Origin of the sequence: Gemmatimonas sp. (assembly GCF_027531815.1) — a bacterium.
Classification (GTDB): domain Bacteria; phylum Gemmatimonadota; class Gemmatimonadetes; order Gemmatimonadales; family Gemmatimonadaceae; genus Gemmatimonas.
On the sequence record NZ_JAPZSK010000010.1, the window covers coordinates 1 to 15,599 of the forward strand.

Below are 15,599 nucleotides of genomic sequence, written 5' to 3' on the forward strand. Positions count from 1 at the left end.
CCGGCTGGCATCACGAAGAAGCCGCCCACGGAGTAAGCGCCGCGTGAGCGGCGAGACGCACGCTCCGCGCAGTGGCGGCGGTGATGGGCAGACGCCCATCACCGCCGCTGACGTTGCGGCACAGGTGGGCGGACGCCTCATGGGCGACCCGACCGTGCTGGTGCGCGGGATCGCGCCGCTCGACCGGGCCGGCCCGCACGATCTGAGCATCTTGTCGCACCGCCGGTACAGCGGCTGGTTCGCCCAGTCGCGTGCCGGTGTGGTGCTGGTGGCGCTCGAGCTGGCTGACCAGCCCGGGCGCCCCACGACTCGCATCGTGGTCGAGCGCCCAATGGATGCGCTGATCGGGCTGCTGGGGCACTTTCAACGGACCGAACCGCGTGCCGCTGGAGTCCACCCGACCGCGGTCATCGCGGCCACGGCGCGCCTGGGGGCAGGAGTGACCGTCGATCCCCACGCCGTGGTTGGCGACGGGGTGGTGATTGGCGATCGGTGCTGGATTGGCGCGGGCGCCACGGTGGGGGCGGGGAGTTCGCTGGGCGCTGACGTACGCCTGCATCCGCATGCCGTGGTCTATCCCTTCACCGAGCTTGGCGACCGCGTCGTGCTGCACGCCGGTGCGCAGGTGGGGCGTGAAGGGTTCGGTTTCGTTCCGCGACCCACAGGCGTTGTGCGCATTCCCCATGTGGGACGCTGCGTGCTCGAGCACGACGTCGAGGTGGGGGCCAACAGCTGTGTCGACCGCGGGAGCGTCGACGATACGATCATCGGCGCCGGTACGAAGATCGACAATCTGGTCCAGATCGGGCACAACGTACGCATTGGGCGCTTCTGCTTCATTGCGTCGCAGGTCGGCATGGCCGGCTCGACACGCATTGAAGATGGCGCGCAGGTTGGCGGGCAGGCGGGGCTTGGCGGGCACCTGACCATCGGCGTCAAGGCGTCCGTTGCGGCGCAGTCGGGGGTGTTCGGGGATGTTCCCGCTGGTGAGGTCTGGTCGGGCTATCCGGCCCGTCCGCACAAGGAACAGATGCGGACGCAGGCGGCCCTGGTGCGCCTGGCGCGCCTCGTGAGGCCGCTCGAGCGGTTGCTCGGTCGCTCGGACGCCTCGGTTGAAGGAGCGGGCACATGATCGCGCGCGCTGGATCGAAGGCCCCGTCGGCCGACTCGGTATCGGCGAACGTCGGTCGTCTCGGGCGTCGCACGATCGGGGCGGACGCCAGGGTCGAGGGCGTGGGGCTGCACCTTGGCCGACCGTGCCGGCTGGTGTTCAGGCCGGCCTCGTCAGGCACAGGTATCGTGTTCCGCCGTGTTGACCTGCCGGGGAGCGACTCCATTCCGGCGCGCGTCGATCTGGCCGTGGAAGCGGAACGCCGGACCCAGCTGGGCGAGGGGGAGGCGGCGCTGCACACGGTGGAACACGTGCTGGCAGCCGTTGGCGGGCTGGCCATCGATGATCTGATCATCGAGATGGATGGCCCGGAGCCTCCCATCATGGACGGCAGCGCGACGCCGTTCCTGGAGGCACTCACCGGCGCCGGGCTGGTCCTCACCGACGGGCGCCCGGATTGGCTCGTGCTGCGCAAGAGCATTCGCGTGGTTGATGGAGAGAGTGTCTACGAGGCACATCCGTGTTTCGGGCTGTCGCTCGATGTCTCCATCGACTTCCCGCATCCGCTGATCGGCGCGCAGCGGGGCACCTACATGGTCACCCCGACCACCTTTCGCGAGGCGCTGGCGGGGGCGCGCACCTTCGGCTTCGTGCACGAAGTCGAGGCGCTGCGGGCGAAGGGACTCATTCAGGGGGCGTCCACGGCCAATGCGATCGTGTTGGACGCCAACGGGCTGGTGGACACGGCCCTGCGCTGGCCGGACGAATTCGTTCGGCACAAGGCCCTCGACTGTGTCGGGGACCTCGTCCTGGCAGGCGCGCGCGTGCGCGCCCGCATCGTTGCTCACAAGCCCAGCCACCGCGGCACGGTGGCGTTGGTGCGAGCGCTCGTTCAACACGCCACCCGGGAACCGTCCGTGTACACCGTCGAAGACATTCTGCAGGTACTGCCGCATCGCTACCCGTTTCTGCTCGTCGATCGCATCCTCGAGCTTGAAGAAGGCAAGCGCATCGTAGGCCTCAAGAACGTCACCATCAACGAGCCGTTCTTCCAGGGGCACTTTCCAGGGCATCCGATCATGCCGGGAGTTCTCATCATCGAGGCGATGGCGCAGGTGGGAGGCATGCTGCTTATGCGCACCATCGAGGATCCTTCGTCGAAGGTGGTGTACTTCCTGTCGCTCGACAACGTGAAGTTCCGGCGCCCTGTGAAGCCCGGGGATCAGCTGCGCCTCGAGCTCGATGTCGTTCAGATGCGTGGCACGATGTGCAAGATGAAGGGCACGGCCTACGTCGATGGACAGGTCGTGACCGAAGCAGACATGGCGGCCATGGTTCGCGATCGATGAGCACCATACCGGAGACGATTGGAGGGGCCCGCATCCATCCGAGTGCGCTCATCGATCCGACGGCGCAGATCGGCCTGGATGTCGAGATCGGCCCGTGGGCCATCGTGGGGCCGCATTGCACCATTGGCAACGGGTCGCGCGTGGGCGCGCGCGCCACGCTCGAACGCAACGTGACGCTGGGCGAACGCGTCGTGATCGGCGTGGGCTCCGTGCTCGGCGGAGATCCCCAGGACCTCAAGTTCCGCGGGGAAGAAACGTGGGTCGAGATCGGTGATGACACCACCGTGCGCGAGTATGCCACGATCAACCGAGGCACGGCGCACTCCATCACGACCCGCGTGGGGAAGCACTGCTTTCTCATGAGCTACGTGCACCTGGCGCACGACTGCCAGCTGGGCGATCACATCATCATCTCGAACGGGACGCAGCTCGCCGGCCATGTGCAGGTCGAGGATCGCGCAATCATCTCCGGGTTGTGCGCCGTGCATCAGTTTGCGCGCATCGGACGGCATGCCTTCATTGGCGGCTGCTCCCGCGTCGCGCAGGACGTACCGCCCTACGTGCGCGCCGTCGGCAACCCCATCAAGCTGTTCGGGCTCAACTCCGTGGGGCTGCAGCGCAGCGGCTTTGACGAGCCGGTGGTACGCGAGCTCAAGAAGGCTTATCGCCACTGCTTCCGTTCCGATCTCAACTTGTCGCAGGGGGTGGAGAAGGCCCGCGGCGAGCTTGAGCTCATTCCCGAGGTGCAGCACTTCCTCGAGTTCATCGAAGCGAGCCAGCGTGGCGTCGGCTTCTGAGCTCGTGACCTTCCGGAGCATCGCATGACGGCGCTTGCCGACCAGCAGTGGTTCAGCCGTGCCAACGCTCCGCGGGTGGGCGTCGTGGGGGCGGGCGGACTGGGGGTGCATCATGTCCGCATCCTGCGTGACCTGTGCGGCGACCGTTTCGCCGGCTTTGTCGACGAAAATCCCGCGCGGGCGGCGCAGGTGGCCGCGCAGTATCACGTCACGGCGTATCCATCGCTCGACCGGCTGCTCGACGACGTCGAAGCCGTTTCAATCGTCGTGCCCACCACGGCGCACCACGCCGTGGCGTCGGCCGCACTGTCCCGCGGCAAGCATGTCTTCGTGGAGAAGCCGTTCACGGTAACCCTGGTCGAAGCCGACGACCTGCTGCAACAGGCCGCGCGCGCGGGGGTGATGCTGCAGGTTGGTCACGTCGAGCGCTTCAATCGGGCGGTGCGCGCGGCCGTGCCGTTCGTCGACGGGCCGCGCTTCATCGAGAGCGACCGTCTCGCCCCGTTCAACCCGCGCGGGTCGGATGTCGCGGTGGTGCTGGATCTCATGATCCACGATCTGGATCTCGTGCACACGCTGGTCGGATCGCCCGTGGCCGATGTACAGGCTATGGGCATTCCGGTGCTGACGCCGCAGCTCGACATCGCCAACGCGCGGCTCACCTTTGCCAACGGCGCCGTGGCGAACATCACGGCCAGTCGCGTGTCGCGGGAGCGGCTGCGCAAGTTGCGCATTTTCCAGCGAAGCGGCTACCTGTCGCTCGACCTGGCGGCCGGGACAGGAGAATTCTTCCGTCTTCGGGGCGACTTCGATCCCATGCAGCTTGCCCGTGCTCCGCGCGCGCTGGAGGAGTTCGTCGAACGTGTGGTGCTGGAGGCGCCGGAAGGTGAACCGCTGGTGCTGGAGCTGTCGCAGTTTCTCGGGGCCATTGCGGGCCGCAACCCGGTGGCGGTGACCGGCGCGGAAGGGCGCGAGGCGCTCGAAGCGGCGCTCCGCATCGTCTCCGCCATCGAACGGGCGCACGCGAGGATGCAGGTCGACGAGGCGGCGGTCGCGTCCGCGGCGGCGCATGACGGGGCAACGCGTGCGTGAGGTGCTGTTCGTCGTCGGCGAAGCGTCCGGCGATCTGCATGCAGGCAAGGTCGCCGAGGTGCTGCGCCAGGTGGCACCTGCCGTGCCGCTCGTTGGTGTGGGGGGCGGGCATATGCGACGCGCCGGGGTGGAGATCATCGAGGACGTCGAGCAGCTCGCCGTAATGGGGTTCGTGGAGGTGCTGCAGCACATCCCAAGGCACTGGGCCCTGCTGCGGCGGCTGCGCGCGCGCATGGCAAGCGGCCGGGTCGGGCTGGTGGTGCTGCTCGATTATCCCGGATTCAATCTCAAGGTGGCCGAAGCGGCCCGCGCGGCCGGTATTCCAGTGCTCTACTACATCACGCCACAGGTGTGGGCGTGGGGGGCCAAGCGCCTGCCGAAGATCGCGCGTCTGGTCACCAAGGCCGCGTCGATCCTCCCCTTCGAGGAAGCGCTGCTGCGGCAGCATGGGGTGGACGCCACGTTCGTGGGGCATCCGCTGCTCGATCGCGCCCAGGACCTGCCGTCCACGATGGAGGCACGCGCCGAGCTTGGGCTCGATGTACACCGGCCGGTGCTTGCCCTCTTCCCCGGGAGCCGTCGCGCGGAGATCGCGCGGCATCTCGATCTCTTCGTGGCGACCGCCCAGGCCGTCCAGCGTCGCCGACCTCAAGTGCAGGTGGTGGTGGGGGTGGCCCCCACGGTGTCCATCAATGCCGCCGACTGTCCGTTTCCACTGGTGCAGGGCGCCTCGTTCGTGGTGCAGCGCGCTGCCACGGCAGGGCTGCTCAAGAGTGGCACCAACACGCTGGAGGCGGCCGTGGCCGGGCTGCCGCATGTGATCGGGTATCGCACGAGTGGGATCACGTACGCGATTGCGAAGCGGGTGGTGACGATTCCCCATATCGGCCTCGTCAACGTCGTGGCCGGGCGAGAGGTCTCGCCCGAGTTCGTGCAGGAGCGATTCGTTCCGGAACGTGTGGCCGCGACACTGCTGCCGCTGCTCGAGGCGGAATCCCCCGCGCGTTCCGCGGCGCTGGCGGGACTCGCCGAAGTCCGCGCGCGTCTGGGCACGCCGGGTGCCTCGCGCCGGGTAGCCGAGATGATTGCGCAGCTGCTGGTCGCATGAGCACCGCACCGGTGGCGCCTGCTGCCGAACGTCGCCCCGTCGCACTCGACGGGCGTACACGTGCTGCGATTGTGCTGGGCGGATGGTTGCTGCGCCTGCTCGGCGTCACGTGGCGCGTTCGGGTACACGGTCGCGAATGGCTTCTCGCCCGCCCAGCGGGGGAGACACCCGTGGTGTATGCCCTCTGGCACGGACAGATGCTGCCGCTCCTGTGGGCGCACAAGGCGCCGACCGGCGTGATCGTGAGCGAGCATCGCGACGGCGAAATCATCGCGCGCATCATTGCGCTGTTCGGCCTGTTTGGCGTGCGCGGCTCCAGCTCCCGTGGTGGAACGCGCGCCCTGCTCGAGTCCGTGCAGGTGGTGCGGCGCGGTACCGACATGGCGTTTACTCCCGACGGTCCGCGTGGGCCGCGGCATTCGTTTGCCCCCGGGGCGCTGATGCTGGCGAGTCGGGCACAGGTGCCGCTCGTCACGATTACCGGACATGTCGATCGCAAGTGGCAACTCCGCAGCTGGGACGGTTTCGAGATTCCCAAACCGTTTGCGCGGGTGACGGTGCTCTACGGCACTCCCCGCGCGGTTGAGGGCGAAGACATCCGCGCCGTTGCCGAGCGGGCGCCGGAGTTTGCCGAGTACATGCAGCAGGATCTCGCCTTGGTCGAAGCCCTGGCGCGCGGCGAGACAAGCCAGGTACCACCGCGCGGCGAGGCACCGGCGCCGTGAATGGGCGCGCCGTGGCGGAGTGGGTGTGGTATGGCACCAGTACGCTGGCGGCGCTTGCCCGCGCCACCCTGGCACCGGCATCCGCGCTCTTCGGAGCGGCCGTAGCCCGCCGGAACCGGCAGTTCGACGGTGTGCCGGCGGCGACCGTTCTCCCGGCGCTGTCGGTCGGGAATCTCACGGTTGGGGGAACCGGCAAGACCCCCGTTGCCTCCTGGTTCGCCAGGCAGCTGGCGGCCCGCGGCGCACGTCCGGCAATCATCCTGCGCGGTTACGGGGATGACGAGTGGCGCGTTCACCAGCTGCTCACGCCGCGCGTACCGGTCGTGGTCGGTGCGGATCGGCTACACGCCATGGCCGAAGCGCAGCAGCAGGGCGCCGATTGTGCGGTGCTGGACGATGCCTTTCAGCATCGCCGCGCGCACCGGGTGGCTGATGTCGTTCTCGTGAACGTGGATCGCTTTTGCGCGCCCGCCCGCCTGCTGCCTGCGGGGCCGTATCGCGAGCGGCTGTCGGCGCTGCGCCGCGCCACCGCCGTGGTCCTTACGCGAAAGGCGGCCGATGACGAAGCCGTGGCGCGCGTCGAGGCGGTGATTCGCGAGCAGACGCCGGAGGCAGCCGTCGCCATCGTTCGCCTGCTGCCGCAGGGCGTGCAGCGTGTGCCGTCTGCTGCCGGTGAGGCAATCCCCGTTTCTGAAAATGCGCACACCGCGGAGCCGCTCAGTTGGCTTCGCGATCGCCGTCTGCTGCTCACGTCGGCCATTGCCGATCCGGATGCGTTCGAGCGCCAACTGATCGCCACCGGGATGCGGCTCGTCCGTCACGTGCGCTTTCCGGATCATCATGCGTTCACTGACGCGGAGATCGCGCGGTTGGTGGAGGAGGCGCGACGGGGCGACGGGGCGCTCTGCACACTCAAGGACGCGGTGAAGCTGGGGCCACGTTGGCCTCGCGAAGCGCCGCCGCTTTGGTATGTTTCTCAGACACTCGTGGTGGATCGAGGCGCCGAGGTCCTGGAGCGCGAATGCGACCGGGTTCTGGCGGCGCGCGACGCCACGGTTCCCACCGTCGGCTGACGCCGGCACACCAAACTCCCCGCGAAATGGCCATCGACCTCCTGCGACTGCCGACGGACAGCATCGTTCGTCCGGACAAGGATCGGTTCCTCAACGAAGAGAATCCGTTCGAAGCGATGATGTCGCGCTTCGACCGCGCCGCCGAGTTGCTCGACCTCGAGCCCGGCATCTACAAGATCCTCCGCAATCCCGAGAAGCAGCTCATCGTCTCCGTTCCCGTCATGCTCGACAATGGGGACGTCGAAGTGTTCACGGGCTATCGCGTGCTCTACAACACTTCCCGCGGCCCCGCCAAGGGCGGCATCCGCTTCGATCTCAACGTCACGCTCGAGGAAGTGAAGGCGCTCGCCGCCTGGATGACCTGGAAGTGCGCCGTGGTGAACTTGCCCTTCGGCGGTGCCAAGGGTGGCGTCATCTGCGATCCGCTGTCCATGAGCGTGGGTGAACTGGAGAGGGTGACTCGCCGCTACACCAAGGGCATCATCTCGCTGCTCGGCCCCGATACCGACGTTCCGGCACCCGACGTGAACACGAACGAGCGCGTCATGGCGTGGCTCATGGATACGTACTCCATGCACGTCGGTCGCACGGAGAATGCCGTCACGACCGGCAAGCCCGTGGAAATGGGCGGGTCGCTGGGGCGCAAGGAAGCCACGGGTCGCGGGTGCATGCTCGTGACGAAGGAGGCGCTCCAGCACCTCGGCATGGACATCAAGGGCGCCAGGGTGGCCGTGCAGGGCTTCGGCAACGTCGGGTCCATCGCCGCGAAGCTCATGGCGGAGCAGGGGGCACGGATCGTCGCCATCAGCGATCGCGCGGGGGCCTTTCACAACGCCCAGGGCATCGATGTCGACGCGGCCATCCGGCACGTGCAGCAGCACCGCTCACTCGAGGGGTTCACCGGGGGGGACGCGATCGACGCCGACGACCTGCTCACGCTCGATGTGGATGTGCTCGTACCGGCAGCGCTCGAGAATGTCATTACCACCAAGAACGCGCCCCGGATTCGCGCGAAGGTGATTTGCGAGGGGGCCAACGGGCCGACGACCGCCGCGGCCGATCCCATTCTCGAGGAGAAGGGGATCTTCGTGATTCCCGACATTCTCGCCAACGCAGGTGGCGTGACGGTGTCCTATTTCGAGTGGGTGCAGGACCGCATGGGCTACTTCTGGAGCGAGGCCGTGGTCAACGAGCGGTTGGGTGACATCATGACCCGCAGCTTCGCCGACGTACTGCAGCTCTCCAAGCAGCACCGGGTCAACATGCGCACGGCCGCGTACATGCTCTCCATCAGCCGCGTCGCCACGGTGCATCGCCTGCGCGGCATCTACGCCTGAACGGACCGCGCTGTGCGCGTGTCGGTGGTGGTCATCGGCCGGCCTCGTCATGCGGGGCTGGCCGATGCCATTCGTGACTACGAGACTCGGGCGGGCCGCTACTGGCCGCTGGAGGTGGTCGAGGTCAAGGAGGAGCCCGGGCGCGGGCTGTCCGCCGAGCTCGTTCGTGACCGCGAAGGTGAGCGTCAGGCGGAGCGCCTCCCCGGTGATGCCATCGTGGTCGCCTGTGATCCAGGGGGCGCGGTCATGGAGTCCGAGCCCTTTGCCCGCTGGCTGCAGGAGCAGCGCGACGCGGCCCGCAGCGTCTGCTTCGTGGTGGGCGGGGCCCACGGACTGGGCGAGCCGGTCCGTCGCCGGGCCAATCGGCGGCTCTCACTGGCGCCATGGACGCTTCCGCATGAGGTTGCACGCCTGGTGCTGGCCGAGCAGCTCTATCGTGCTGGCACCATTGCGCGCGGCGAGCCATATCACAAATGATGGCCCTGACGTTCACACCCTGTGTCCCCTCGCGATGAGCTGTCCGTGACCAGCAGCCCCGTGGCTTCCGAAACCGCCCCCGCGGCCGAAACCGCTGCCGTGCTCATTCGGCCTGTGCCGCTCGGAGGGAGTGCGCTGTCGCAAGCGCTGCAGCGCGCCGAAACGGGGCGCGAATGGCTGGCTGCACCCCCGGAGACCGCCGACGGTTGGCGTGCACGCGCGCAGGCCGTGCGCACCAGCCTGCAGGGGCGGGATTGGCTGGCACCGCTGGCTCCCGCCTTTGCCGCGACGGGGGCTGCCGGGGAGCGCCTCAGCCGCGCCGCCGCGTCGGGCGTCGTGATCACGACAGGGCAGCAGCCGGGACTCTTTGGCGGGCCCACGTACACGTGGACCAAGGCGCTCGGAGCGCTCGCACTCGCCGACGAGTTGGAGTCAGCCACGGGCATGCCCGTGGCACCGGTGTTCTGGGCTGCCAGCGATGACGCCGACTGGCTGGAAGCCGCCGTCACCCATTTTGCGACAGCCCGCGGCCTGCTGTCGGTGTCGCTTCCCGGACCAGCCACCGAGGGTGTGGCCATGGCCGATGTCCCGCTGGGCGATCTCCGCGAGGCCCGACAGGCGCTGTCTACGGCCGCAGGGTCGGCGGCGCACCAGTCGGTGCTTGCCGCACTCGATGCGGCCTACGTGCCGCACGCGACCATCGGCGCGGCGTACGTCCAGTTGCTGCGCGCGCTCCTTGAGCCGCTTGGCATTGCCGTGCTGGATGCGGCCCACCCCGCGCTCCGTGTGGCGGCCGACCCCTTCCTGCGTCTGGCACTGAAGCAGGCGGCGCCCGTGCAGGAGGCGCTGCAGCGGCGCACTCACGAGATCGAATCGCACGGCTATCGCGCGCAGGTCGATGTGGTGGACGGCCTGTCACTGGTGTTTCGCTTGCGCCTCGAAGATCATGGCGGCCAGATGCGCCCGGTGCGCGAACGCGTGCCGCTGGCGCACGCTGCTGCCGTGGCGCGCGAGGCCGAACCGGGGACGCTGGGGGCCAATGTCCTGCTGCGTCCGGTATTGGAGCGCGCACTGCTTCCCACGCTCACCTATATGGCGGGGCCTGGGGAATACGCGTATTTCGCGCAGGTGGCGCCGGTCGCGGCTGCGCTGCAGGCAGAGGTTCCGGTGGTGACACCACGGTTCGCCTGCGAGCTTGTCGAACGCGAACGGTTGGCGCGTCAGGAGGCGCTGGGTATCGACGATGCCATGCTGCGCGATCCGCATGCGGCAGAAACGCATCGCGCGCGCGCGCAGCTGCCCGAGGCGCTGGCCGACTCCATGGAGCGGTTGCGACTGGCGCTGGAAACGCAGGTGCGTGGCCTGCAGGAGACGCTGGCCGGGCAGGGCGGGCCCGTGGCTGACGAGGTGGTGCAAGGACTGGCGCGCGACGTGACGCACCGGATCGACCGTTTCGAGCGTCGCGTTCTTGCCGGCATGAAACGCGTGGAGCAGGACGCGCAATTGGAGGTCGCGGCTCTTCGCGCCGCCTTGCGACCGCAGGGTCGGTCCCCCGAACGGGTGCTCAACCTGATGCCGATGCTTGCCCGGTACGGTCCGGCGCTCCTGGCTGACATTGCCGACGCGGCGCGCCCGTACGCGCGCTCGCTCGTCACGGGCGCCCCCGCGTCGTCGTGAGCACGCGGGCATGAGCGAGGGCACGGGCGGACGCGCAGCGTTCGTCGTCGGGGCCGGCATCCTCATCAGCCGCGTCGTCGGTCTCCTGCGCAATACGGCGTTTGCCTATTTCTTCGGAGCGGGCGCCGCGTCCGACGCCTACAACGCCGCGTTCCGCATACCGAATGCGGTGCGCAATCTGCTGGGCGAAGGGACCCTGTCGGCGGCCTTCGTCCCTGTCTACAGCAGGCTGCTCGGCTCCGGTGATGAGGCGGCTGCTCGCGCACTGGCCAACGCCGTGCTCGGTCTGCTCTTCGTTGCCGTCAGTGCCCTCACCCTCATCGGTGTGGCCGCCGCACCATGGCTTACCGCCGCGCTGGCAGCGGGTTTCGACGAGCCTACGCGGCAACTCGCCACGCAGCTGACCCGTGTGTTGTTCCCAATGACCGGAGTCATGGTGCTCAGCGGGTGGTGCCTCGGCATCCAGAATTCGCATCGGCGGTTCTTCTGGAGCTACGCGAGTGCCGCCATGTGGTCCGTGGCACAGATCGCGCTGCTGCTCGTGGGAGGGCCGCGTGCGGCCGATGCGGCCCAACTGGCGGTGTGGCTGGCGTGGGCAACGCTCGCTGGTGCGCTGCTGCAGGTGGCGGTGCAAATGCCGGAGGTCCTGCGTCTGATGGGAGCCGTGCGGCCGTCGCTCGATGCGACCAACGCGAGCGTCCGTCAGGTGCTGCGCAATCTGGTGCCCGTGATAACGGCGCTGGGAGTCGTGCAGATCTCGGGGTTCGTCGATCTGCAGATCGCCTCCTTCCTGCCAACCGGCGCCACGACCACCATCACCTACGCCAACACGCTCGCCCTGCTGCCTGTCTCCCTCTTCGGCGTGTCCGTGGCCGCTGCCTCCCTACCGGAGTTCTCCCGTGACACCGCGAGCGCGGCGCAGGAGGCACTCCGCGAACGACTCCGGGGCGGGTGGCAGCGCATCCTCTTCTACGTGGTCCCCAGCGCCGCGCTGTTCCTTGCCCTGGGTGACTATTGCGTGGGGGTGCTGTACCGCGCCGGGCGCTTTGGTGCGGCCGAGCAACAGGCGGTGTATGCCGTCCTCGCTGGCTACGCGCTGGGGCTGGTGAGCTTTGGCTCCGTCAAGCTGTTCGGCTCGGCGTACTATGCGCTGCAGGACTATCGGACACCGTTACGGGCGTCGGTGATCAGCATCGTGGTGTCGGCGATTGCCGCCATCAGCATGACGCTTCCGCTGCGCAGTTCGTCGCTCGCCGCGGCCGGCATTGCCGTGGGATCGGCGCTCGGATCGTACGTGAACCTCGGGCTGCTGGCGCGCGGGTTGCGGCGCCGCCTGGGCCCGCTGTACACCCCGGCCATGTGGAAGGGTACCCGGCGCATCATGCTGGCTTCCCTCGTGGCAGTCGTGGCCGGTAGTGGGGCACGGCTGCTGCATCAGCACTTCGCGCCCGAGTGGCATGTGCGCGTGGCCGCGTTCCCGGTACTCGGTGTATTCGGCGCGTCCTATCTCCTCGCCGCATGGTGGATGGGATCGGCCGAAGCCGCGCGATGGTTGCGTCGTCGCCCGCGGCACGCGGACTCACCCTCGGCGGGAGCATGAGCGCGTCTGCCATGCACGACGACGATCGAAGCGGATCGTCGCTGGAGCAGCTGCCTGTTCCCGACGACGACTGGACCAGGGCGGCACTGGCCCGTGGCATGCCGCTGGCGGTCGCGCGTCGGTTGCCGCACCTGCCGGAATCACCGGGCGTGTATCTCTGGAAGGACGAACAGGGTGGCGTGCTGTATGTGGGCAAGGCCAAGCGGCTTCGGTCCCGGGTGCGCAGCTACTGGGCGCAGGAGCACGAGGCGAGCCCCAAGACCCGCGGGCTGCTGCGCAAGGTACGCGACCTGGACACGATCGTGGTGCCGAGCGAGGCGCACTCGCTCATCCTCGAAGCCACGCTGATCAAGGAGTATCGTCCGCGGTTCAACATCGCCCTGCGCGACGACAAGTCGTATCCGTACATCAAGGTCACGGTACAGGAGCCGTTTCCTCGGGTCATCGTCACCCGGCGGTTGCAGGACGACGGGGCGCGCTACTTCGGACCGTACACCGACGTTGGATCGATGCGCCGGGCGTTGAACGTCGTGAAGCGCATCTTCACCGTGCGCTCATGTCACTACGCGCTGCCTGGCGAGGCGCCGGAGCGCCCCTGCCTCGACTACTTCATCAAGCGCTGCAAGGCGCCGTGCGTCGGCTATCAGGATACCGCCGAATACCGCGCGATGATCGACGAAGTCGTCTGGTTTCTCGAGGGGCGTACCAGCGACGTGGTGCGGCACGTGCGCGAACGCATGCTCGAGGCCTCGGAACGACTCGACTTCGAGCGTGCCGGCGAGTTGCGCGATGCGCTGCGACATCTCGAGAAGATGGAGGAGCCCACGGTCGTGCTCGAGGTGGAGGGCGGCGATCGGGATGTGGTGGGCTATGCGCGCGATGGCGAGGACGCCTGTGTGGTGATCATGCGCATACGCGGTGGCAAGCTGCTGGCGCGTGACCACCGCCTGCTCGAGCAGGCCGAAGGCGAAGAGGACGGCGCCGTACTGGGTGCCTCGCTCGCCCAGTGGTACCGTACGGCCGATGCCCGTGCCGCCGACCTCCTCGTCCCATTCGATTTTGACGATCGGGAGACGCTCGAGGCCTCGCTGGGCGGCACGCGCATCCGCATTCCGCAGCGCGGTCCCCGGCGGGCTCTCGTCGACCTTGCCGACAAGAACGCCCAGCACCTGCTCGAGGAGTTCAAGCTGGCCGCACTCGAAGCCGAGGAGCGCGCCGCCGACCCGGTCTACGAACTGCAGCGGGAGCTCGGGCTGGCGCGGTTGCCGCGCTCGCTCGTCTGTTTCGATATCTCGCATGCCCAGGGGACCGACGTGGTGGCCAGTGCGGTCTGGTTCGAGAATGCCCGCGCAAAGCGCAGCGAGTACCGCAAATTCAAGATTCAGGGATTCGAAGGCAACGACGACTTCCGCTCGATGCACGAAGTGGTGACGCGGTTCTTCCGTCGACGCATCGACGAAGAGAAACCGTTGCCCGACCTCGTGGTGATCGATGGCGGCAAGGGGCAGCTGGGCGCCGCCAGGGAGGCGCTGGAGGCGCTTGGGGTGCAGCAGCCGGGGCTCATCAGCCTGGCCAAGAAGGACGAGGAAATCTTCCTGCCTGGCCGCAGTGATTCGGTGCGCCTGCCGCGTCGCTCGCCGGCGCTGCGCATGCTGCAGCAGGCTCGCGACGAGGCGCACCGATTCGCGGTGACCTTCCAGCGGCAGAAGCGGGCTGCGCGTACGATCACATCGGAGCTGCTCAGGATTCCCGGTATCGGACCAAACAAGCGGCGCGCCCTGCTTCACGTCTTCGGCAGCGTGCAGGGCGTGAAGGACGCGGCGGTGGAGGACATCGCCCGGGTCCCCGGGTTCGGAGTCGCATCGGCGCGCAAGGTGTTGCAGGCGTTGGGCGTGCCGCTTCCAATCGAGCTGTCCTCCAACGCCACCGCCAACGATTCTGCATTGTCGGAGTCGGCCCCTCCCGCGGGCGATCCGGGCGATGCGTCACCCGACGTCTACTCCCCTCCACCCCCTCGTGCATGACCACCGCCTCCTGGACACTGCGCTGTTCGGCATGTGACACGCCCGCGCCGCTCGAGCGCGCCTCCCTGTGTGGCAGCTGCGGACAGCCGCTCTTCGCCCGGTACGCCCCAGTGGCCCGACACACGCCGCTGGCCGATCGCTGGGACATGTGGCGGTACGCCCCCTTCATGCCCCTGCTGGCAGGGGAATCGCCGGTCACACTCGGTGAGGGGCTGACGCCCCTGATCGACGCGCCGGCACTCGCCCAGGCGGTGGGCGTGCGGAAACTGTGGATCAAGGACGAGGCGCAGAACCCTACCGGATCGTTCAAGGCGCGCGGTATGAGCGCCGCCGTTACCCGCGCCCGCGCGGCCGGGGTGCCGGGGCTGGTGGTGCCGACCGCCGGGAACGCTGGCGCCGCCCTCGCCGCGTACGCTGCCGCGGCCGAAATGAAGGTGCGGGTGATTGCCCCACGCACCACGCCGCGCCCCATTCTCGATACCATCGACGCCATGGGCGCCGAGCTCGTTCGCATCGATGGGCATATCGGTGACGCCGGCAAGATGGCGCTGGCCTACGCCGCCGAGTCCGGCTACTTCGCCATCTCCACGCTGCGTGAGCCGTATCGGGTGGAAGGGATGAAGACGATGGGGTTCGAGCTGGCCGAACAGTTGGGCTGGCGTGTGCCCGACGTGGTGGTCTATCCCACCGGTGGCGGTGAGGGGACGGTAGGAATCTGGAAGGCGCTGCAGGAGCTGGCCGCCGGTGGCTGGATCGCCGCTGATCGCGTGCAGCCCCAGTACGTGGTGGCGCAGGCCGCAGGGTGTGCGCCCATTGCACGGGCGTTCGACGCTGGTGCCGACAAGGCGGAACCGTGGGTAGACCCGGTCACCCACGCGAGCGGTTTGCGGGTGCCGTCGCCACTCGGCGATCGGCTGGTGCTGCGCATCATGCGGGAAACCGGCGGGTTTGCCGCCACGGCCACCGAAGAGGCGATCCGCGAATGGACGCGGGTCCTGGCCACCGCCACGGGCATCGACGCGGCACCGGAGGACGGATGCGCCTTGTCGGTCCTGCGCGACGGTGTCAACGCCGGCCGCATTCAGCGCGATGCCGAGGTCGTGGTGTTCAATACGGGCAGCGGGGCCTCCTATCGGGCGTGAACCGCACGCCGTGTCGGCCGGTGCTCAAGCGACCGAAGTCCATGGAATTGATTGACTTCGGGCCTCACGCCTCGTATTATTTCTCAA

At 68.3% G+C, this 15,599-nt stretch carries 13 protein-coding genes; all 13 read left to right on the forward strand.

The window, feature by feature from the left end:
- The first annotated feature begins 43 nt into the window (after window positions 1-43).
- The 13 genes from lpxD to O9271_RS12600 are packed head-to-tail and all read left to right on the forward strand — an operon-like array spanning window position 44 to window position 15,512.
- A complete protein-coding gene (gene lpxD / locus O9271_RS12540) occupies window positions 44-1,132 on the forward strand; it encodes a UDP-3-O-(3-hydroxymyristoyl)glucosamine N-acyltransferase (RefSeq protein ID WP_298270201.1) in 1,089 nt (362 codons plus the stop codon).
- Window positions 1,129-2,460 carry a UDP-3-O-acyl-N-acetylglucosamine deacetylase gene (gene lpxC, locus O9271_RS12545; protein ID WP_298270204.1) on the forward strand — a complete coding sequence of 444 codons (1,332 nt, stop codon included), beginning with the start codon at window positions 1,129-1,131 and terminating at the stop codon, window positions 2,458-2,460. The genes lpxD and lpxC overlap by 4 nt, the downstream gene beginning before the upstream one ends.
- Window positions 2,457-3,257 (forward strand): acyl-ACP--UDP-N-acetylglucosamine O-acyltransferase, encoded by an 801-nt coding sequence (lpxA, locus tag O9271_RS12550; protein WP_298270206.1) that lies wholly within the window; start codon window positions 2,457-2,459, stop codon window positions 3,255-3,257. Before lpxC ends, lpxA begins: the two co-directional genes overlap by 4 nt.
- 24 nt (window positions 3,258-3,281) lie before the next feature.
- Entirely contained in the window at window positions 3,282-4,349 is a 1,068-nt protein-coding gene (locus O9271_RS12555) for a Gfo/Idh/MocA family oxidoreductase (protein WP_298270208.1), read from the forward strand.
- A complete protein-coding gene (gene lpxB, locus O9271_RS12560; RefSeq protein ID WP_298270211.1) occupies window positions 4,327-5,457 on the forward strand; it encodes a lipid-A-disaccharide synthase in 1,131 nt (376 codons plus the stop codon). Before O9271_RS12555 ends, lpxB begins: the two co-directional genes overlap by 23 nt.
- Window positions 5,454-6,182 carry a lysophospholipid acyltransferase family protein gene (locus O9271_RS12565; RefSeq protein WP_298270214.1) on the forward strand — a complete coding sequence of 243 codons (729 nt, stop codon included), beginning with the start codon at window positions 5,454-5,456 and terminating at the stop codon, window positions 6,180-6,182. Before lpxB ends, O9271_RS12565 begins: the two co-directional genes overlap by 4 nt.
- A complete protein-coding gene (locus tag O9271_RS12570; protein ID WP_298270217.1) occupies window positions 6,179-7,255 on the forward strand; it encodes a tetraacyldisaccharide 4'-kinase in 1,077 nt (358 codons plus the stop codon). Before O9271_RS12565 ends, O9271_RS12570 begins: the two co-directional genes overlap by 4 nt.
- A gap of 26 nt (window positions 7,256-7,281) precedes the next feature.
- Window positions 7,282-8,592, forward strand: coding sequence for a Glu/Leu/Phe/Val dehydrogenase (locus tag O9271_RS12575; RefSeq protein WP_298270219.1), 1,311 nt, complete (start codon window positions 7,282-7,284; stop codon window positions 8,590-8,592).
- 12 nt (window positions 8,593-8,604) lie between these two features.
- On the forward strand, window positions 8,605-9,069 hold the full coding sequence (locus tag O9271_RS12580; protein WP_298270221.1) for a 23S rRNA (pseudouridine(1915)-N(3))-methyltransferase RlmH: 465 nt from the start codon (window positions 8,605-8,607) through the stop codon (window positions 9,067-9,069).
- A 45-nt stretch (window positions 9,070-9,114) separates the two neighbouring features.
- Window positions 9,115-10,746 (forward strand): bacillithiol biosynthesis BshC, encoded by a 1,632-nt coding sequence (bshC, locus tag O9271_RS12585; RefSeq protein WP_298270223.1) that lies wholly within the window; start codon window positions 9,115-9,117, stop codon window positions 10,744-10,746.
- 10 nt (window positions 10,747-10,756) lie between these two features.
- A complete protein-coding gene (murJ, locus tag O9271_RS12590) occupies window positions 10,757-12,346 on the forward strand; it encodes a murein biosynthesis integral membrane protein MurJ (RefSeq protein ID WP_298270226.1) in 1,590 nt (529 codons plus the stop codon).
- A complete protein-coding gene (uvrC, locus tag O9271_RS12595) occupies window positions 12,343-14,370 on the forward strand; it encodes an excinuclease ABC subunit UvrC (protein WP_298270229.1) in 2,028 nt (675 codons plus the stop codon). Before murJ ends, uvrC begins: the two co-directional genes overlap by 4 nt.
- Window positions 14,367-15,512, forward strand: a complete 1,146-nt coding sequence (locus tag O9271_RS12600; RefSeq protein WP_298270232.1) for a threonine synthase — start codon at window positions 14,367-14,369, stop codon at window positions 15,510-15,512. Before uvrC ends, O9271_RS12600 begins: the two co-directional genes overlap by 4 nt.
- Window positions 15,513-15,599: the final 87 nt, after the last annotated feature.

Excerpts from the sequence above, each read along its gene's own strand:
- lpxC (WP_298270204.1), top strand. The coding sequence starts at position 1,129 with ATGATCGCGCGCGCTGGATCGAAGGCCCCGTCGGCCGACTCGGTATCG.
- lpxA (WP_298270206.1), top strand. The coding sequence starts at position 2,457 with ATGAGCACCATACCGGAGACGATTGGAGGGGCCCGCATCCATCCGAGT.
- O9271_RS12555 (WP_298270208.1), top strand. The coding sequence starts at position 3,282 with ATGACGGCGCTTGCCGACCAGCAGTGGTTCAGCCGTGCCAACGCTCCG.
- lpxB (WP_298270211.1), top strand. The coding sequence starts at position 4,327 with ATGACGGGGCAACGCGTGCGTGAGGTGCTGTTCGTCGTCGGCGAAGCG.
- O9271_RS12565 (WP_298270214.1), top strand. The coding sequence starts at position 5,454 with ATGAGCACCGCACCGGTGGCGCCTGCTGCCGAACGTCGCCCCGTCGCA.
- O9271_RS12575 (WP_298270219.1), top strand. The coding sequence starts at position 7,282 with ATGGCCATCGACCTCCTGCGACTGCCGACGGACAGCATCGTTCGTCCG.
- murJ (WP_298270226.1), top strand. The coding sequence starts at position 10,757 with ATGAGCGAGGGCACGGGCGGACGCGCAGCGTTCGTCGTCGGGGCCGGC.
- uvrC (WP_298270229.1), top strand. The coding sequence starts at position 12,343 with ATGAGCGCGTCTGCCATGCACGACGACGATCGAAGCGGATCGTCGCTG.
- O9271_RS12600 (WP_298270232.1), top strand. The coding sequence starts at position 14,367 with ATGACCACCGCCTCCTGGACACTGCGCTGTTCGGCATGTGACACGCCC.